At 53.5% G+C, this 19768-nt stretch carries 16 protein-coding genes, 2 tRNA genes and 2 rRNA genes; 12 read left to right on the top strand and 8 right to left on the bottom strand.

The genetic code is table 11. The features are described 5' to 3' along the window. Positions 1-58 precede the first annotated feature (58 nt). The 4 genes from cadA to SERS4_RS0120020 all read left to right on the top strand — a co-directional run bounded on the left by cadA (position 59) and on the right by SERS4_RS0120020 (position 5418). Entirely contained in the window at positions 59-2200 is a 2142-nt protein-coding gene (cadA, locus tag SERS4_RS0120035; protein WP_012146472.1) for a lysine decarboxylase CadA, read from the top strand. Positions 2201-2266: 66 nt separating this feature from the next. Continuing rightward, positions 2267-3715 carry a dipeptide permease DtpD gene (dtpD, locus tag SERS4_RS0120030; protein WP_017893783.1) on the top strand — a complete coding sequence of 483 codons (1449 nt, stop codon included), beginning with the start codon at positions 2267-2269 and terminating at the stop codon, positions 3713-3715. 56 nt (positions 3716-3771) lie between these two features. Next, a complete protein-coding gene (gene tilS, locus SERS4_RS0120025; protein WP_017893782.1) occupies positions 3772-5082 on the top strand; it encodes a tRNA lysidine(34) synthetase TilS in 1311 nt (436 codons plus the stop codon). Positions 5083-5100: 18 nt separating this feature from the next. Then, a complete protein-coding gene (locus tag SERS4_RS0120020) occupies positions 5101-5418 on the top strand; it encodes a cytochrome c (protein WP_026142508.1) in 318 nt (105 codons plus the stop codon). A 68-nt stretch (positions 5419-5486) separates the two neighbouring features. On the opposite strand, the gene rof is transcribed toward SERS4_RS0120020, so the two are convergent. Together rof and SERS4_RS0120010 are read right to left on the bottom strand one after the other, a co-directional pair. Then, positions 5487-5744 carry a Rho-binding antiterminator gene (gene rof / locus SERS4_RS0120015; protein WP_368040125.1) on the bottom strand — a complete coding sequence of 86 codons (258 nt, stop codon included), beginning with the start codon at positions 5742-5744 and terminating at the stop codon, positions 5487-5489. Further along, positions 5737-5937, bottom strand: coding sequence for a YaeP family protein (locus tag SERS4_RS0120010; protein WP_012146467.1), 201 nt, complete (start codon positions 5935-5937; stop codon positions 5737-5739). Before SERS4_RS0120010 ends, rof begins: the two co-directional genes overlap by 8 nt. 213 nt (positions 5938-6150) lie before the next feature. Here SERS4_RS0120010 and SERS4_RS0120005 point away from each other — a divergent pair, with 213 nt between their 5' ends. The 3 genes from SERS4_RS0120005 to nlpE are packed head-to-tail and all read left to right on the top strand — an operon-like array spanning position 6151 to position 7829. After that, entirely contained in the window at positions 6151-6699 is a 549-nt protein-coding gene (locus tag SERS4_RS0120005) for a YaeQ family protein (RefSeq protein WP_012146466.1), read from the top strand. Positions 6700-6702: 3 nt separating this feature from the next. Then, complete coding sequence (gene arfB / locus SERS4_RS0120000; RefSeq protein ID WP_012146465.1) at positions 6703-7116, top strand: alternative ribosome rescue aminoacyl-tRNA hydrolase ArfB; 414 nt, start codon at positions 6703-6705, stop codon at positions 7114-7116. Positions 7117-7145: 29 nt separating this feature from the next. Further along, the gene (gene nlpE, locus SERS4_RS0119995) at positions 7146-7829 is read left to right on the top strand and encodes an envelope stress response activation lipoprotein NlpE (RefSeq protein ID WP_017893779.1); all 684 of its coding nucleotides are present in this window, start codon (positions 7146-7148) and stop codon (positions 7827-7829) included. A 51-nt stretch (positions 7830-7880) separates the two neighbouring features. On the opposite strand, the gene proS is transcribed toward nlpE, so the two are convergent. The 6 genes from proS to metN form a co-directional block, all read right to left on the bottom strand. Next, positions 7881-9599, bottom strand: a complete 1719-nt coding sequence (gene proS / locus SERS4_RS0119990; protein ID WP_012146463.1) for a proline--tRNA ligase — start codon at positions 9597-9599, stop codon at positions 7881-7883. A 123-nt stretch (positions 9600-9722) separates the two neighbouring features. Next, the gene (gene tsaA, locus SERS4_RS0119985; protein WP_012146462.1) at positions 9723-10430 is read right to left on the bottom strand and encodes a tRNA (N6-threonylcarbamoyladenosine(37)-N6)-methyltransferase TrmO; all 708 of its coding nucleotides are present in this window, start codon (positions 10428-10430) and stop codon (positions 9723-9725) included. Then, entirely contained in the window at positions 10427-10831 is a 405-nt protein-coding gene (gene rcsF / locus SERS4_RS0119980; RefSeq protein WP_012146461.1) for an Rcs stress response system protein RcsF, read from the bottom strand. The genes tsaA and rcsF overlap by 4 nt, the downstream gene beginning before the upstream one ends. Positions 10832-11098: 267 nt before the next feature. Next, the gene (locus SERS4_RS0119975) at positions 11099-11914 is read right to left on the bottom strand and encodes a MetQ/NlpA family lipoprotein (protein ID WP_004952177.1); all 816 of its coding nucleotides are present in this window, start codon (positions 11912-11914) and stop codon (positions 11099-11101) included. 60 nt (positions 11915-11974) lie between these two features. Beyond that, positions 11975-12628: a methionine ABC transporter permease MetI gene (locus SERS4_RS0119970; protein WP_012146460.1), complete on the bottom strand. Its 654-nt coding sequence runs from the start codon at positions 12626-12628 to the stop codon at positions 11975-11977. Then, positions 12621-13652, bottom strand: a complete 1032-nt coding sequence (metN, locus tag SERS4_RS0119965) for a methionine ABC transporter ATP-binding protein MetN (RefSeq protein WP_012146459.1) — start codon at positions 13650-13652, stop codon at positions 12621-12623. Before metN ends, SERS4_RS0119970 begins: the two co-directional genes overlap by 8 nt. Positions 13653-13839: 187 nt before the next feature. On the opposite strand from metN, the gene gmhB reads away from it, so the two are divergent. The 5 genes from gmhB (at position 13840) to SERS4_RS0119940 (ending at position 19761) form a co-directional block, all read left to right on the top strand. Further along, positions 13840-14403: a D-glycero-beta-D-manno-heptose 1,7-bisphosphate 7-phosphatase gene (gmhB, locus tag SERS4_RS0119960; protein WP_017893778.1), complete on the top strand. Its 564-nt coding sequence runs from the start codon at positions 13840-13842 to the stop codon at positions 14401-14403. Positions 14404-14841: 438 nt separating this feature from the next. Continuing rightward, positions 14842-16384, top strand: a 16S ribosomal RNA gene (locus tag SERS4_RS0119955). Between the two features lie 73 nt (positions 16385-16457). Continuing rightward, positions 16458-16534: transfer RNA gene (locus SERS4_RS0119950), tRNA-Ile, on the top strand. Between the two features lie 37 nt (positions 16535-16571). Further along, positions 16572-16647: transfer RNA gene (locus tag SERS4_RS0119945), tRNA-Ala, on the top strand. A 205-nt stretch (positions 16648-16852) separates the two neighbouring features. After that, positions 16853-19761, top strand: a 23S ribosomal RNA gene (locus SERS4_RS0119940). The 16S and 23S rRNA genes sit together here with 2 tRNA genes alongside, the layout of an rRNA operon. Positions 19762-19768 lie beyond the last annotated feature (7 nt).

Genomic DNA, 19768 nt, shown 5'->3' with positions numbered 1-19768 from the left:
TGCAACAACGATTGTCATCCGTGATGGCAAGGGGCTCGCATTACCTGGAGAAATGATTATGAACGTTATTGCTATCATGAACCACATGGGTGTCTACTTCAAAGAAGAGCCCATCCGCGAACTGCACAACGCGTTGGAAAAACTGAACTTCCGCATTGTTTACCCGAACGACCGCGAAGACCTGCTCAAATTGATCGAGAATAATGCCCGTCTGTGCGGCGTGATCTTCGACTGGGATAAATACAACCTTGAGCTGTGCCAGGAAATCAGCGAGTTGAATGAGTACATGCCGCTGTATGCCTTTGCCAATACCTATTCAACCCTGGACGTTAGCCTGAACGATCTGCGTATGCAGGTGCGTTTCTTTGAATATGCGCTCGGTGCGGCCAACGACATTGCCGACAAGATCAAACAGAACACCGATGAGTACGTAGACACCATCCTGCCACCGCTGACCAAAGCGCTGTTCAAATATGTACGTGAAGGCAAATACACCTTCTGTACTCCTGGCCACATGGGCGGTACTGCCTTCCAGAAAAGCCCGGTCGGTAGCCTGTTCTACGATTTCTTTGGCCCTAATGCGATGAAATCCGACGTGTCAATTTCGGTCTCTGAGCTGGGTTCACTGCTGGATCACTCCGGCCCGCACAAAGAAGCTGAAGAATACATTGCCCGCGTGTTCAACGCTGAACGCAGCTATATGGTGACTAACGGCACTTCTACCGCCAACAAAATTGTCGGTATGTACTCCGCACCTGCCGGCAGCACGGTGCTGATTGACCGTAACTGCCACAAATCGCTGACCCATCTGATGATGATGAGCGACATTACGCCAATTTATTTCCGCCCGACGCGTAACGCTTACGGCATCCTCGGTGGTATTCCACAGAGCGAGTTTGCCCGCGCCACCATCGCCAAACGCGTGAAAGAGACGCCGAACGCCACCTGGCCGGTACACGCGGTGATCACCAACTCGACCTACGACGGTCTGCTGTATAACACCGATTTCATCAAGAGCACGCTGGATGTGAAATCCATCCACTTTGACTCTGCCTGGGTGCCTTACACCAATTTCCACCCGATCTACAAAGGCAAGTGCGGCATGAGCGGTGGCCGCGTGGAAGGGAAAGTGATCTATGAAACCCAATCCACCCATAAACTGCTGGCGGCGTTCTCACAGGCTTCGATGATCCACGTGAAAGGCGACATCAATGAAGAAACCTTCAGTGAAGCCTACATGATGCACACCACCACTTCACCGCACTACGGTATCGTGGCATCTACCGAAACCGCAGCGGCGATGATGAAAGGCAATGCCGGTAAGCGTCTGATTAACGGTTCAATTGAGCGAGCTATCAAGTTCCGTAAAGAAATCAAACGTCTGAATGTCGAATCTGAAGGTTGGTTCTTTGACGTTTGGCAGCCGGAACATATTGATGAAGCAGAATGTTGGCCGCTGCGTTCCGACAGTGCATGGCATGGTTTCAAAGGTATTGATAACGAACATATGTACCTTGACCCAATCAAGGTCACCATGTTGACACCGGGGATGAGCAAAGATGGCGAAATGGAGTCGTTTGGTATCCCGGCCAGCCTGGTTGCTAAATACCTGGACGAGCATGGCATCATCGTTGAGAAAACCGGCCCGTATAACCTGCTGTTCCTGTTCAGCATCGGCATCGATAAAACCAAGGCTCTCAGCCTGCTGCGCGGTCTGACTGACTTTAAACGCTCGTTCGATCTGAACCTGCGGGTGAAAAACATGCTGCCTTCGCTGTATAAAGAGGCACCAGAGTTTTATGAAGACATGCGGATCCAGGAGCTGGCTCAGAATATCCACAACCTGGTGAAACACCATAATCTGCCTGACCTGATGTACCGCGCCTTTGAAGTGCTGCCGGCGATGGTAATGAACCCGTTCCAGGCCTTCCAGAAAGAACTGCACGGTGAAGTGGAAGAGGTTTATTTGGAAGACATGGTGGGCAAAGTGAATGCCAACATGATCCTGCCATATCCTCCGGGTGTTCCGCTGGTCATGCCGGGTGAAATGCTCACCGAGGAAAGCCGTCCGGTTCTGGAGTTCCTGCAAATGCTGTGCGAGATCGGCGCGCATTATCCAGGCTTCGAAACTGATATCCATGGCGCTTATCGCCAGGCGGATGGACGTTACACCGTGAAGGTGTTGAAAAACGATAAATAAGTGAACTAACAAGGGGAGGCGCTTGCGCTTCCCCTTTTGTCGTTCCCCGACTGATGGGAGAAAACCATGAAAACACCCTCACAGCCGCGCGCAATCTACTATGTCGTAGCCATACAAATTTGGGAATATTTCAGCTTTTACGGCATGCGTGCGTTACTTATTCTCTATCTTACCCACCAACTTGGTTATTCCGATAGCCGCGCCATTAGCCTCTATAGCGCTTACGCTTCTCTGGTCTATGTCACGCCGATCCTCGGCGGCCTGCTTGCCGATCGCCTGCTGGGCAACCGCGTAGCGGTCATTGCCGGAGCGGTATTGATGACGCTGGGCCATATCGTTCTCGGCCTGAGCGCCGTATCGACACAATCACTCTATCTCTCGCTGTCGATCATCATCTGTGGCTACGGCCTGTTTAAATCCAATATCAGCTGCCTGCTGGGCGAGTTGTATCAACCGCAGGACTCGCGCCGGGAAGGGGGCTTTTCACTGCTGTATGCCGCCGGTAACGTGGGCTCGATCCTGGCGCCGATTGCCTGTGGGCTGGCGGCAGAACGTTACGGCTGGCACGTCGGCTTTGCGCTGGCGGGTATCGGCATGCTGGCCGGGTTGACGATCTTCCTGTTCGGCAGCCGTCATTTCAGCCATACGCGCGGTGTGGATCGGGCGCAGATATGCGTCACCACGCTGCGAGTACCTAACTGGGTATGGCTTGGTGCCATGCTGCTGTTGGCCCCTCTGTTCTTCACTTCACTGTTCATTTACGACCTGGCCGGCCAATTACTGATGCTGGTGTGTGCCGCCGCCGTCGTGATGGTGATCCGTATAATGGCCCGGGCTACAACAGTGCAGCGCCGTGGGCTGTGGCAGATAGTGATGTTGATGTTGTTGGGCACCTTGTTCTGGGCCTTTGCCCAGCAGGGCGGTAGTTCGATCAGCCTGTTTATCGATCACTTTGTCGACCGCCAATGGTTTTCCTGGACGGTGCCGACCGCATTGTTCCAGTCGGTTAACGCTTTTGCCGTGATGTTTGGCGGTGTGATGCTGGCCTGGCTGGTGCGGGGTAACGGCAATGGCAACCCCACTCTGCGGATTTGGGGAAAGTTCGCCTTTGGTTTACTGCTGATTGGCGTGGGGTTTACCCTGATGGCGCTTAACGCCCGTTACGGCCAGGGCTCGATGAGCCTGATGATCGCCGGGCTGTCGGTGATGGGGCTTGCCGAACTGTTTATCGATCCGGTCGCCATGGCACAGATTACCCGACTGAATATCCCTGGCGCTACCGGGGTGCTGACCGGCATCTATATGTTGACCACCGGCTCGATAGCCAATTATCTGGCCGGTATTATTGCCGGCCAGACCGCTGAAGACCCGGCAACAGGCGCGACGGCGCAGGCCTATGTTCACCTGTTTGCTCAAATTGGCTGGTGGGCGATGGGCTGTACGGCGGCAGTGGTGGCGGTGTTGGCCATGTGGTGGTTGCTGTCCGGCCGTCATATCCGTGCGGTTAATGCTTGATTGATGGTATGACGGGGGTTAACGTGCAGCTATCTGGACGTCATTAAGCCTAATCAATGAATAACAATCAATTATCCGCACAGCTAGCCCGCCAATTGGGTGCACACCGGCACTTGCTGGTGGCATTCAGTGGCGGGCTGGACTCCAGCGTGCTATTGCATCTGCTGGTAGGGTTACGGCAGCAATTGCCGGACTTGCAGCTTCGCGCGGTGCACGTGCATCACGGCCTGAGTGCTTTTGCCGACCAGTGGGTAACACACTGTCGGCAACAATGCGTTGCCTGGCAGCTCCCCCTGGTGGTTCAGCGCGTGCAGGTTGATAGCCAGCAGGGCGGTATCGAAGCCGCAGCCCGGGCGGCACGTTACTCGGCTTTTGCCAGTACGCTGGCGGCTGATGAAACCTTGCTTACCGCGCAACACCTTGACGACCAATGTGAAACCTTCCTGCTGGCGCTAAAACGTGGCAGTGGTCCGGCGGGCCTGTCGGCCATGGCTGCACAGACGTCGCTGGAGAATAATCATTTGCTGCGTCCACTGTTGGGTCACTCTCGCCAGCAGTTGGAGGCCTATGCGCAGCAACATCAGCTCAGTTGGATTGAAGACGACAGCAATCAGGACCCACGCTTCGACCGCAACTTTTTGCGCCTGCAGGTGTTGCCGCTACTGAATCAGCGCTGGCCGCACTTTGCTGCAGCGACGGCACGTAGTGCCAGCCTGTGCGCCGAGCAAGAGCAATTGCTGGATGAGTTGCTGGCAGAGCAACTGCATATGCTGCTCGATGAAGACCGTGCGCTGGCGATTGATGGTTTGCTGGGATGCTCAGCGGCCCGACGTTTCGCCTTGTTACGCCGTTGGATCGCGCTATTTGGCGTTACCATGCCTTCTCGCGAACAGTTGCAGCGGTTATGGGAAGAAGTGGCGCTTAGCCGCGAAGACGCCGAACCCCAGCTGCAATTGGGACAATATCAGTTTCGCCGCTTCCGCCGCCGCTTGTATCTGCTGCCGCTGATGGCCGATCTGCGTGAAATCAGTCTAAGCTGGTCATTGGATGATTCGCTGATGCTGCCGGATGGGTTGGGTGAACTGGTCAGTGGGGAAGGAGACATCTGTTTGCGTGCGCCGCAATCACAGCAAAAAGTGAGCATTCGTTTTAGCGCTCAGGGCAAACACCGCATCCTGGGGCGCGCGCATTCTCGTCCGATCAAAAAATTGTGGCAGGAGTTGGGTATTCCTCCGTGGCAGCGTGAGCGTATCCCGTTGATCTATTATGATGACCAGCTGATTGCGGCGCTGGGGGTTTTTGTCAGCGAGGCCGGACAAACGCCTGAAGGGCAGCAGCCCTGGCGGCTGCATTGGCGTAAAAAATAATAATTAGACTGAGGAACCATGATGAAATTTGTGAGCGCAATGGCGGTGATGTTGGGTCTGTTCAGCCTGCCTGTAATGGCGGCGGGCGATGCGGCTGCGGGTAAGGACAAGTCCGCCAGTTGTATGGCGTGCCATGGGGCTGAAGGGAAGGTGTCGATGCCCATGTACCCGAATCTGGCTGGGCAAAACGCCATGTATCTGGAGCATGCGTTGCAGGCTTATAAGAAGGGTGAGCGTAACGGAGGACAGGCGGAAGTGATGAAAGCCTACGTTTCCCCGCTGTCTGATGCGGATATTGCCGATCTGGCGGCCTACTATTCCAGTCTCAAACCCTAGCCAGCCTCAAACCATAAATGACGAGGGCAGCCGTTGGGCTGCCCTGTTGGGATGGCGTTACCGCTAAATCAATCAGACAGGCTGACGACCACGGTACCGATTTCCGGATGACTGAAACTGAGGATGTGATCCAGACGCAAGCTGAGAGCGTCGCCGGCCCGATCGATAATCAGGTACTCAACGCCCTTGGTAAACTTCAGCTCGGTGGCTTTGCCTTCGAATTTTTCTCCGTCGCGTAACTCCAGCTTCAGAATGTAGTTATGCTGACAGGCGAGTTCCAGGCTTTCATAGTCATCGCAATTGATGGATTGGTACTCATCATTCATCAACATAGTCGCTCACCAATAAGTTAGCGGCGGCAAAGGCCGCCTGTTCCCTAACGGAGGACGGTAGCGTGCTATTCGCAGCAACTTCGTCCAATGCCTTTAATACACATGCTAACGCATCAGGCACGTAGCCGAGATCACCACTGCCGATCTCAGCGTAAAAACGGCGTACTAACTCACAGTATTGTTGCACAGTTTCCTCCCTTAAGAACCTCTGCGTCATCGAAGCCTTATAGCGATGAGGCGCAGGCACTCGGAGCTTGACTCTATCCTAGACGACTATAGCACAGCTATTGTGGAGTTATTAGCACCTCAGCGCGGCTTTCGCACCGGGCTTTGCCCGGCGGTGCTGGCCGCGGTTGGGCCAAATCTAGTACACTGTCGCCTGATAATAATGAGGTCACCCATGGCGCTGAAAGCTACTATTTATAAAGCCACGGTCAATATCGCTGATATGGATCGTCACTTCTACCACGACGCCACGCTTACCCTGGCCCAGCATCCTTCCGAAACTGAACAGCGCATGATGCTGCGTTTGCTGGCCTGGATCTGTCATGCCGATGAGCGTCTGGTGTTTACCAAAGGCCTGAGCGCCGATGATGAGCCGGAAATCTGGCGGCGAAACGATCATAACGGGCTGGAAATGTGGATTGAAATGGGCCTGCCGGATGAAAAACGCATCAAGAAGGCCTGCAACCAGTCACCGCGAGTGGTGCTGTATGCTTACGGCGAGCGTGCCGGCCACGTGTGGTGGCAATCGATGCAAGGCAAGGTGGCAAACCACAAAAACCTAAGCATCCGTTTCCTGGATGATGAACAATTAGCCAAACTGGCGGCGTTGGCCAGCCGCAATATGACGCTGCAGGCCACGCTGCAAGAGGGAACTATCTGGCTTTCCGATGCTCAGAATAGTCTGGAAATCCAGTTTGCCGAGTGGCAACAGGCGCAGGTGTGACCGGTGCTTGAACTGTCAAGAAATGTAGCCATACCGGATAACGAAGTGGAATTGACGGCGATCCGCGCGCAGGGCGCGGGTGGCCAGCACGTGAACAAAACCTCAACGGCTATCCATTTGCGCTTTGACATCCGGGCATCCAGCCTGCCAGAGTATTATAAGGAAAGGCTGCTGGCCCTGAATAATCATTTAATTACCGCCGATGGCGTGGTGATTATCAAAGCGCAGGAATATCGCAGTCAGGAATTAAACCGCGAGGCGGCGTTGGCCAGACTGGTCACTTTGATCCAGCAGGCGATGGTGGTAGAAAAAACTCGCCGGGCGACCAAGCCCACCAAAGGGGCAAAATTACGTCGTCTGGAAGGCAAGGTACGGAAAGGCGCGACTAAAGCGCTGCGCGGCAAGATCCGCACTTAAGGACACATGAACACAGTAGGAGAATAACTGTGAAGAAAATAACACTGGCCCTGTTTTTAGCGGCAGGGGCACTTTCGTTACTGGGATGTAATAACCACTTTCAGCCGAAAGAACAACCGCTTCAGGCGATGCAACAAAGTTATCAGGGCGTGCTGCCTTGCGCTGACTGCGGTGGTCTGGATACCGCATTATTCCTGGATAAAGACGGTACTTTCGTCCTGCAGGAAACCTATCGCGGCACCAAAGACGGCGATCAAACCTTTGCCGACTACGGTAAATGGGCGCGTACCGCCGATAAGCTGGTGCTGACCGACAGCCGTGGTGACAAGCGTTATTTCCGCCCGGTGGGTAAAAGTTTGGAAATGCTGGATCAAACCGGCATGCCGATTGAGTCGCAGTTGAATTACCGTCTTGATCCGGTAGAGAAAGCCTTGCCTAAAACGCCGATGGCGCTGAAAGGCAGCTACACCTACATGGCGGATGCGGCAGTGTTCAAAGATTGCGCCACCGGTAAAACGTTCCCGGTCGACAATACAATCGCGCTGGAGCAGGGGTATGCCAAGGCGTACAAAACGCCGGGCGAACCGGTGTTCCTGACGCTGAACGGCCACTTTAGCGTTCAGCCGTCAATGGAAGAGGGGTTAACCGAGAAGGCGCTGGTGCCGGACGATAAAATAGCCTTCGACCGCAGTAAAAATTGCGACAGCAAATAACCGCTACAAAAAAACCCGCCTAGGCGGGTTTTTAGTTTCTGCGAAAGTGGATTAGCGCTTGATCTGTCCCAGCAAGAAATCAATGACTTCGCCGGTTTTAATCATTTGCTTCTCGCCGACACGGCGGTTTTTGTACTCAATCTCTTCGCTGTCGAGGTTACGGTCGCCGATCACGATAGAGTGCGGTACGCCAATCAGTTCCATATCCGCGAACATCACGCCCGGACGTTCTTTACGGTCGTCGAGGATCACGTCGATACCGTGGGAACGCAGAGTGTTGTACAACTCCTCCGCCAGCGCCTGCACGCGGAAGGATTTGTGCATGTTCATTGGCAGAATAGCCACCTGGAATGGCGCGATAGCGTCAGGCCAGATGATACCGCGTTCGTCATGGTTCTGTTCGATAGCGGCAGCGACCACGCGGGTGACCCCGATACCGTAACAACCCATGGTCAGCACCTGATTACGGCCATCTTCACCCTGAACGGTGGCTTTCATCGCTTCCGAGTATTTGGTGCCGAGCTGGAAGATATGGCCCACTTCAATACCGCGTTTGATCAGCAGTGTGCCTTTACCGTCCGGGCTGGCATCGCCTTCAACGACGTTACGGATATCGGCAACCTGTGGCAGCGGCAGATCGCGCTCCCAGTTGATGCCGAAGTAGTGTTTGCCGTCGATGTTGGCACCGGCGCCAAAATCACTCATCGCCGCTACGCTGCGATCGGCAACCACGGGAACCTGCAAATTGACCGGGCCGAGTGAACCAGGGCCTGCACCTACGATAGCGCGGATCTCTTCTTCGGTAGCAAAGACCAACGGAGCAGCAACCTGCGGCAGCTTCTCGGCTTTGATTTCGTTCAGTTCGTGATCGCCACGCACCAACAGGGCAACCAACTTGTGGCCGCTCTCTTCTTTAGCACGCACCAGCAGCGTCTTGACGGTTTTCGTCACCGGCAGCTGGAATTGTTCTACCAGTTCAGCAATGGTCTTGGCGTTCGGGGTATCCACAATGCGCAGTTCTTCACTGGCTGCCGCACGCGGCTCAGCCGGTGCAACCGCTTCTGCCAGTTCGATATTGGCGGCAAAGTCGGAGCCGGTAGAAAACACGATATCGTCTTCACCGCTGTCGGCCAGTACCTGGAACTCGTGTGATGCACTACCGCCGATCGAGCCGGTATCGGCATGTACCGGACGGAAGTCCAGCCCCATGCGGCTGAAGATTTTGCTGTAGGCTTCGTACATCGCTTCGTAGGTTGCCTGCAGCGATTCCTGCGAGGTATGGAACGAGTAAGCATCCTTCATCAGGAATTCACGCGAGCGCATGACGCCGAAACGTGGGCGGACTTCATCACGGAACTTGGTCTGAATCTGGAAGAAGTTCAGCGGCAGCTGCTTGTAAGAGCTGATCTCGTTACGGATCAGATCGGTGATCACTTCTTCGTGGGTTGGACCCAGCACGAATGGACGATCGCCGCGATCGACAAAGCGCAGCAGCTCAGGGCCGTACTGTTCCCAACGGCCGCTTTCCTGCCACAGATCGGCAGGCTGTACCACCGGCATGCAAACTTCGATCGCGTTAGCATTGTTCATTTCTTCGCGAACGATGTTTTCAACCTTTTTCAGAACGCGCAGGCCGGTTGGCAGCCAGGTATAAAGACCGGAGGCCAGCTTGCGAATCATCCCGGCGCGCAGCATCAGCTGGTGGCTGATCACTTCGGCATCGGCAGGTGTCTCCTTCAGGGTGGAGAGCAGATATTGGCTAGTACGCATGGTGTTTTGGTTCCGTTAGAACTGCAAATTGCAACCGGCTGCCAGTAGTAGGGCAGCCAAAATTTTCGAAAGTGATTTAGTTTACCAGTGCGAGCGGGTTGTCAAAAGAGAGATGGTGGAATTTTAACGCAGGTCGAGAGACAGCACCTCGGTTTGTTGACCCACCACTCGCCAGCGCACGTTGAAATCCAGTAGCCAGACGGCATAATCCCGTTCTGCTGCTTGCCCCTTGCGGTAGGCTGGACGCGGATCCTGAGCCAGCACCTGACTGATAAAGCGCCGCAGGTGCGGATAACGCCGCTGATGTTGCAGCAACTGTTGTTCCGCTTCTGGTGCAAAGCATACCGGCATATCACCGGCAGGCGCTGCCTGAGCAAACCCGGCGCGGGCTTGCGGCTGGCTTTCGGCAAATGGCAGATAGGGTTTGATATCCACCACCGGCGTGCCGTCAACCAGATCGAGACTGCCCAACTCCAGCACCACTTCTCCGCCCTGCACACGTATGCCTTTTAATTCGATCAGCGACATGCCGAGCGGATTGGGGCGGAAGGTTGAGCGGGTGGCAAAAACTCCCATCCTGGCATTACCGCCGAGGCGCGGTGGCCGGACAGTGGGGCGCCAGCCACCTTCCATGGTTTGATGGAAAATAAACATCACCCACAGATGGCTGAACTCACTGAGTCCGCGTACCGCTTCCGCCTGATTATAGGGCGGCAGCAGCACCAACTCACCGCCACCGTCTTCGACTAACCCCGGTTGGCGGGGGACGGCGAACTTTTCTTTATACGGTGAACGGATGGTACCGATCTGGTTGAAAACAAATTCGGTCATTTGGACGAAACGTTAAGCGCTGAACCCTGGCAAATGGCCTGTTGGTAACAGCCGGCAACACCGCTGACAATCTGGCAGTCATGCAACAGCACGGCATTAGCCTTCATATAAGAGGCGCGGATTTGCATGCGCTTACGAGCGGTCGCCAGATTCGGTGGTGAGTCCTGAACGGTTGTCTGGCAGGATTCGCCAGAGACTTCACCCAGATCGCGGAATGGTTTACCCACTAATTCTTCTGCACTTTTGTACAGTTTAACCGGTGCCGGACGCGCTGCTGGTGTGGGTTTGGTCGGAGTGGTTACTGCCGGTTTGCTGGTGCTGCTTGTGGACGGGGGTGCGAAACGCTGCGACGAACACCCTGCCAGCGCAAGCGCTAACAAACAGAGAGGTAAAGCACGCATTGAGATTCCTCTGCCTTGATGGAATTAGTTAAGTGGCGCTATTGAAGCAATCTATGGTGGAAATAACAAGACGGGCCGTAGCCCGTCTAGATATAAGACAAACACCCGAAAAACGTGGTTTTCGGGTGTTTGGGGTAATTCAGAAGATCTAATTCTTTGTTTTCATTAGGAATAAATCATTATTTTTAGCCGCAAAGAACTATGCCAACTCTCTCGACGGGCCGTAGCCCGTCTTGCAATTATAGGAATAAATTCGGTAATTAATGATTACCAGCCTTTAACTGCGCCACCGTTAAAGATCTTGTTGGCCGCTTCATTAACTTCGTCAGACTGATAAGCCTGAACGAACTTCTTCACGTTTTCCGCGTCTTTGTTATCTTCGCGGGCAACCAGCAGGTTAACGTACGGTGAGTCTTTATCTTCAACAAACAGGCCGTCTTTTGCCGGCGTCAGGCCAATCTGGCTGGCGTAAGTGGTGTTGATCACCGCCAGAGCGATTTGTTGGTCGTCCAGGGAGCGTGGCAGCTGTGGTGCTTCCAGTTCAACCAGCTTCAGGTTTTTCGGGTTTTCAGTCACGTCCAATACGGTCGGCAGCAGGCCAACACCGTCTTTCAGTTTGATCAGGTTAACCTTCTGCAGCAGCAGCAGGGAGCGGCCCAGATTGGTTGGGTCGTTAGGCAGCGCAACCTGAGAGCCGTCTTTCAGTTCGTCCAGCGATTTGATTTTCTTGGAGTAACCGGCAATCGGGTAAACGAAGGAGTTGCCGACCGACACCAGCTTGTAGCCGCGATCCTTGATCTGCTGATCCAGGTAAGGTTTGTGCTGGAAGGCGTTCAGATCGATATCGCCTTTGCTCAGCGCTTCGTTTGGCAGCACGTAGTCATTGAAGGTCACCAGTTCGACGTCCAGACCGTATTTCTCTTTTGCTACTTTTTGCGCGATTTCAGCGACCTGCTGTTCAGCACCGACAATGACGCCGACTTTGATATGGTTCGGATCTTTTTCTTCCTGACCGCAGCCTGCCAGAGCCAGAGTACCGATCAGTGCGCCGATTGCCGCGATGGATTTAAATTTTAACGACATATCCCTTCCTCATTAGACTCGCATTTGAAATACGCTGTGTGAGCGCAGTTGCTGTAAAAACTACTTATGGGTGACGGCCTTGACGATCCGATCACCGAAGAACTGAATCAGATAGACCAGCACCACCAGTAATACTAATACGGTATTCATTACTGTGGCGTTATAACCGATATAACCGTACTGATAGCCAATCTGTCCCAGACCACCTGCGCCGACTGCGCCACCCATGGCGGAATAACCCACCAAAGTGATCAAGGTGATAGTGGCGGCGTTAACCAGGCCCGGCAGGGCTTCCGGCAGCAGCACCTTCTTGATGATTTGCATCGGGGTTGCCCCCATAGCGCGGGCGGCCTCCACCAGACCGGATGGGATCTCCAGCAGGGCGTTCTCCACCATACGGGCAATAAACGGCGCCGCGCCCACGGTCAGCGGTACGATAGCTGCCTGCAGGCCGATCGAGGTACCAACGATCAAACGAGTAAATGGAATCATCCACACCAACAGAATAATGAACGGAATGGAACGGAAAACGTTCACCAGCCCGGACAGCGTTCTATATAGCGTGTTGTTAGCGGCGATTTGCCCCGGGCGGGTCACATACAGCAGCACGCCAACCGGCAGGCCGAGTACGAAACCGAAAAAGCCGGAGACAAAGGTCATCATGACGGTTTCCCACACGCCACGAGCCATTAACCACATCATTGCCTCAGACATAACCCAGAACCTCTACTTTTACCTGATTTTCCTGCAGGAACTTAATCGTTGCCAGCGCGTCTTCATCACTGCCATGCAGCTCTGCCAGCATCACGCCGAATTTAACGCCGCCGGCATAATCCATCTGCGCACTGATAATGTTGTTGTTAACGTTGAAACGACGGGCGGCTTCTGACAGCAGCGGCGCATCAACGGATTGGCCGGTGAACTCCAGACGCAAAAGGGGCTGACGGCCGCCACTGCGTTCCGGTGCCAGGCGTTTTGCGTAGTCGTCCGGGATATCCAAATGCAGCGTGGCTTGAATAAACTGCTGGGCCAGCGGAGTTTTCGGGTGCGAGAACACTTCGCTGACGCTGTCTTTTTCAATCAATTGACCCTGGCTGATAACCGCAACCTGATCGCAGATGCGTTTCACCACATCCATTTCATGGGTGATCAACAGGATGGTCAGACCGAGACGACGGTTAATGTCTTTCAGCAGTTCCAGAATTGAACGGGTGGTGGCCGGGTCCAGCGCGCTGGTGGCTTCATCACACAGCAGGACTTTAGGTTGGCTTGCCAGCGCACGGGCAATCGCCACGCGTTGCTTCTGGCCGCCCGACAGGTTGGCCGGGTAGGCGTCATGCTTGTCTGACAGTCCGACCAGTTCCAGCAATTCGGTTACGCGTTTTTTGATTTCAGCGCGTGGGGTGTTGTCCAGCTCAAGCGGCAATGAAACGTTGCCAAACACCGTGCGGGAAGACAACAGGTTAAAGTGCTGGAATATCATACCGATCTGACGGCGAGCGCGCGTCAGTTCGCCTTCAGACAGCGAGGTCAGATCCTGTCCGTCAACCAGTACCTGGCCGGAGGTAGGACGCTCAAGCATGTTGGCGCAGCGGATTAAGGTACTTTTACCGGCGCCTGATGCACCGATAACGCCATAAATTTGCCCGGCAGGGACGTGAAGAGTCACGTCAGAGAGCGCGGTAATGGTGCGCGAACCCTGCTGGAACACTTTGGTGATGTTAGAAAGTTTAATCATATTCTTCTTATTTTAGCGTGGTTGCCCGTGGCTAGATAAAAGTAAACCCTGGCGTGGACCAAGGTATGAGTCAGATGTTAAGGCGTCTAGACGTCCAAGTCAACGATCAACGCTGTTCTCTGCCGTTCTCAGTGCCGGGTAAAACATGCGATACTGTCGGCGTTTTCAGGCCCTCAGGAGCAAACCGGTGACACAAAGCGTTCCAGCAATTTTCCTCGATCGTGATGGCACGATTAATGTCGATCATGGCTACGTTCATGAAATCGATAATTTCCACTTTATAGATGGCGTGATTGACGCCTGTCGCGAACTCAAAAAGATGGGCTTTGCTCTGGTACTGGTGACCAACCAGTCCGGCATCGCGCGCGGCATGTTCAGCGAAGACCAATTTATGTACCTGACCGAGTGGATGGACTGGTCGCTGGCCGATCGCGATGTTGACCTGGACGGTATCTATTTCTGTCCACATCATCCTGATGCAGTAGTAGAAGAGTTCCGTCAGGTGTGCGACTGCCGTAAACCTCAGCCGGGCATGTTGTTGCAGGCGCAGCAGGAATTGAACATTGATATGGCTGCTTCTTATATGGTTGGCGATAAACCGGAAGATATGCAGGCAGCAATAGCGGCAGGCGTCGGGACTAAAGTGCTGGTGCGTACCGGCAAACCTGTCACTGAGCAAGGTGAGAAACTGGCGGATTGGGTGATAAACAGCCTGGCAGACCTGCCGGAAGCCATCAAAAAGCGGGTTTAGTAGGCGTTGTGCATGAATAGTGAGCGGTCAGATAAAAAGTGAATATAAACCCTTGTCATTCTGAACCAGCTCCCTATAATGCGCCTCCATCGACACGGAACATGTGAACAACTTCACAGAGTCTCCGGGGTTCGAAGAGAAAAAATCCTGAAATTTAGGGGTTGACTCTGAAAGAGGAAAGCGTAATATACGCCACCTCGAGATAGCAAGCTACGGCGGCTAACTCACTGCTCTTTAACAATTTATCAGACAATCTGTGTGGGCACTCCACAAGACGATATCCAGAACCTTCGGGTTCGAAAAAATATCAAGTCTTGAAGAGTGACCAAGCAATAAGTTGTTTTGTTGGCTTGTCCAACTGAACGACTATTACGAAAGTTATTTTCGAGCATCGCTTGCCTGTTCTTGTAAAAGACAGGTTGAAGCAAATCAAGCTTTTAATTGAAGAGTTTGATCATGGCTCAGATTGAACGCTGGCGGCAGGCCTAACACATGCAAGTCGAGCGGTAGCACAGGAGAGCTTGCTCTCTGGGTGACGAGCGGCGGACGGGTGAGTAATGTCTGGGAAACTGCCTGATGGAGGGGGATAACTACTGGAAACGGTAGCTAATACCGCATAACGTCTTCGGACCAAAGTGGGGGACCTTCGGGCCTCACGCCATCAGATGTGCCCAGATGGGATTAGCTAGTAGGTGGGGTAATGGCTCACCTAGGCGACGATCCCTAGCTGGTCTGAGAGGATGACCAGCCACACTGGAACTGAGACACGGTCCAGACTCCTACGGGAGGCAGCAGTGGGGAATATTGCACAATGGGCGCAAGCCTGATGCAGCCATGCCGCGTGTGTGAAGAAGGCCTTCGGGTTGTAAAGCACTTTCAGCGAGGAGGAAGGGTAGTGTGTTAATAGCACATTACATTGACGTTACTCGCAGAAGAAGCACCGGCTAACTCCGTGCCAGCAGCCGCGGTAATACGGAGGGTGCAAGCGTTAATCGGAATTACTGGGCGTAAAGCGCACGCAGGCGGTTTGTTAAGTCAGATGTGAAATCCCCGCGCTTAACGTGGGAACTGCATTTGAAACTGGCAAGCTAGAGTCTTGTAGAGGGGGGTAGAATTCCAGGTGTAGCGGTGAAATGCGTAGAGATCTGGAGGAATACCGGTGGCGAAGGCGGCCCCCTGGACAAAGACTGACGCTCAGGTGCGAAAGCGTGGGGAGCAAACAGGATTAGATACCCTGGTAGTCCACGCTGTAAACGATGTCGACTTGGAGGTTGTGCCCTTGAGGCGTGGCTTCCGGAGCTAACGCGTTAAGTCGACCGCCTGGGGAGTACGGCCGCAAGGTTAAAACTCAAATGAATTGACGGGGGCCCGCACAAGCGGTGGAGCATGTGGTTTAATTCGATGCAACGCGAAGAACCTTACCTACTCTTGACATCCAGAGAATTCGCTAGAGATAGCTTAGTGCCTTCGGGAACTCTGAGACAGGTGCTGCATGGCTGTCGTCAGCTCGTGTTGTGAAATGTTGGGTTAAGTCCCGCAACGAGCGCAACCCTTATCCTTTGTTGCCAGCACGTAATGGTGGGAACTCAAAGGAGACTGCCGGTGATAAACCGGAGGAAGGTGGGGATGACGTCAAGTCATCATGGCCCTTACGAGTAGGGCTACACACGTGCTACAATGGCGTATACAAAGAGAAGCGAACTCGCGAGAGCCAGCGGACCTCATAAAGTACGTCGTAGTCCGGATCGGAGTCTGCAACTCGACTCCGTGAAGTCGGAATCGCTAGTAATCGTAGATCAGAATGCTACGGTGAATACGTTCCCGGGCCTTGTACACACCGCCCGTCACACCATGGGAGTGGGTTGCAAAAGAAGTAGGTAGCTTAACCTTCGGGAGGGCGCTTACCACTTTGTGATTCATGACTGGGGTGAAGTCGTAACAAGGTAACCGTAGGGGAACCTGCGGTTGGATCACCTCCTTACCTAATGATATTGATTGCGTGAAGTGCTCACACAGATTGTCTGATAGAAAGTAACGAGCAGAAATACCTTTATAGGCTTGTAGCTCAGGTGGTTAGAGCGCACCCCTGATAAGGGTGAGGTCGGTGGTTCAAGTCCACTCAGGCCTACCACTTCTTGAAGTGGAAAAGGTACTGCACGTGACTGTATGGGGCTATAGCTCAGCTGGGAGAGCGCCTGCCTTGCACGCAGGAGGTCAGCGGTTCGATCCCGCTTAGCTCCACCATATAGTCCTGTATTTCAATACTTCAGAGTGTACTGGCGACAGTATGCTGCGAAGTATTTTGCTCTTTAACAATCTGGAACAAGCTGAAAATTGAAACATGACAGCTGAAACTTACTCCTCCGTAGAAGTACTGGAGTAAGGAGTACCCTGTCATAGAGTCTCTCAAATGTAGCAGCACAATTGTGGAAACACTTTTGGGTTGTGAGGTTAAGTGACTAAGCGTACACGGTGGATGCCTAGGCAGTCAGAGGCGATGAAGGGCGTGTTAATCTGCGATAAGCGTCGGTAAGGTGATATAAACCGTTATAACCGGCGATACCCGAATGGGGAAACCCAGTGCAATTCGTTGCACTATCATACGATGAATACATAGTCGTATGAGGCGAACCGGGGGAACTGAAACATCTAAGTACCCCGAGGAAAAGAAATCAACCGAGATTCCCCCAGTAGCGGCGAGCGAACGGGGAGGAGCCCAGAACCTGAATCAGTTCTTGTGTTAGTGGAAGCGTCTGGAAAGTCGCACAGTAAAGGGTGATAGTCCCGTACACTAAAATGCATTAATTGTGAGTTCGATGAGTAGGGCGGGACACGTGACATCCTGTCTGAATATGGGGGGACCATCCTCCAAGGCTAAATACTCCTGACTGACCGATAGTGAACCAGTACCGTGAGGGAAAGGCGAAAAGAACCCCGGCGAGGGGAGTGAAATAGAACCTGAAACCGTGTACGTACAAGCAGTGGGAGCCTACTAGTTGGGTGACTGCGTACCTTTTGTATAATGGGTCAGCGACTTATATTTTGTAGCAAGGTTAACCGTATAGGGGAGCCGTAGGGAAACCGAGTCTTAACTGGGCGAATAGTTGCAAGGTATAGACCCGAAACCCGGTGATCTAGCCATGGGCAGGTTGAAGGTTGGGTAACACTAACTGGAGGACCGAACCGACTAATGTTGAAAAATTAGCGGATGACTTGTGGCTGGGGGTGAAAGGCCAATCAAACCGGGAGATAGCTGGTTCTCCCCGAAAGCTATTTAGGTAGCGCCTCGTGAACTCATCTTCGGGGGTAGAGCACTGTTTCGGCTAGGGGGCCATCCCGGCTTACCAAACCGATGCAAACTCCGAATACCGAAGAATGTTATCACGGGAGACACACGGCGGGTGCTAACGTCCGTCGTGAAGAGGGAAACAACCCAGACCGCCAGCTAAGGTCCCAAAGTCATGGTTAAGTGGGAAACGATGTGGGAAGGCATAGACAGCCAGGATGTTGGCTTAGAAGCAGCCATCATTTAAAGAAAGCGTAATAGCTCACTGGTCGAGTCGGCCTGCGCGGAAGATGTAACGGGGCTAAACCATGCACCGAAGCTGCGGCAGCGACGCTTAGGCGTTGTTGGGTAGGGGAGCGTTCTGTAAGCCGTTGAAGGTGGCCTGTGAGGGTTGCTGGAGGTATCAGAAGTGCGAATGCTGACATAAGTAACGATAAAGCGGGTGAAAAACCCGCTCGCCGGAAGACCAAGGGTTCCTGTCCAACGTTAATCGGGGCAGGGTGAGTCGACCCCTAAGGCGAGGCCGAAAGGCGTAGTCGATGGGAAACAGGTTAATATTCCTGTACTCGGTGTTACTGCGAAGGGGGGACGGAGAAGGCTAGGCTAGCCGGGCGACGGTTGTCCCGGTTTAAGCGTGTAGGGGGAGTGACCTGGTAAATCCGGTTGCTTATTCAACCCTGAGGCGTGATGACGATGCACTACGGTGCAGAAGTAGTTGATGCCAAGCTTCCAGGAAAAGCCTCTAAGCATCAGGTAACACAGAATCGTACCCCAAACCGACACAGGTGGTCAGGTAGAGAATACCAAGGCGCTTGAGAGAACTCGGGTGAAGGAACTAGGCAAAATGGTGCCGTAACTTCGGGAGAAGGCACGCTGGCGCGTAGGTGAAGAGACTTGCTCTCGGAGCCGAAGCCAGTCGCAGATACCAGCTGGCTGCAACTGTTTAATAAAAACACAGCACTGTGCAAACACGAAAGTGGACGTATACGGTGTGACGCCTGCCCGGTGCTGGAAGGTTAATTGATGGGGTCAGCCGCAAGGCGAAGCTCTTGATCGAAGCCCCAGTAAACGGCGGCCGTAACTATAACGGTCCTAAGGTAGCGAAATTCCTTGTCGGGTAAGTTCCGACCTGCACGAATGGCGTAATGATGGCCAGGCTGTCTCCACCCGAGACTCAGTGAAATTGAACTCGCTGTGAAGATGCAGTGTACCCGCGGCAAGACGGAAAGACCCCGTGAACCTTTACTATAGCTTGACACTGAACATTGAGCCTTGATGTGTAGGATAGGTGGGAGGCTTTGAAGCGTGGACGCCAGTCTGCGTGGAGCCAACCTTGAAATACCACCCTTTAATGTTTGATGTTCTAACTCGGCCCCGTAATCCGGGGTGAGGACAGTGTCTGGTGGGTAGTTTGACTGGGGCGGTCTCCTCCCAAAGAGTAACGGAGGAGCACGAAGGTTAGCTAATCACGGTCGGACATCGTGAGGTTAGTGCAAAGGCATAAGCTAGCTTGACTGCGAGAGTGACGGCTCGAGCAGGTACGAAAGTAGGTCTTAGTGATCCGGTGGTTCTGAATGGAAGGGCCATCGCTCAACGGATAAAAGGTACTCCGGGGATAACAGGCTGATACCGCCCAAGAGTTCATATCGACGGCGGTGTTTGGCACCTCGATGTCGGCTCATCACATCCTGGGGCTGAAGTAGGTCCCAAGGGTATGGCTGTTCGCCATTTAAAGTGGTACGCGAGCTGGGTTTAGAACGTCGTGAGACAGTTCGGTCCCTATCTGCCGTGGGCGTTGGAAGATTGAGAGGGGTTGCTCCTAGTACGAGAGGACCGGAGTGAACGCACCACTGGTGTTCGGGTTGTCATGCCAATGGCATTGCCCGGTAGCTAAGTGCGGAAAAGATAAGCGCTGAAAGCATCTAAGCGCGAAACTTGCCTCGAGATGAGTCTTCCCTGGGAACTTGATTCCCCTGAAGGAACGTTTAAGACTAAGACGTTGATAGGCTGGGTGTGTAAGTGCAGCGATGCATTGAGCTAACCAGTACTAATGATCCGTGAGACTTAACCTTACAACAC

The organism is Serratia sp. S4 (assembly GCF_000347995.1).
Lineage (GTDB): Bacteria > Pseudomonadota > Gammaproteobacteria > Enterobacterales > Enterobacteriaceae > Serratia > Serratia quinivorans.
This window is presented reverse-complemented; position numbering and strand designations above follow the sequence as displayed.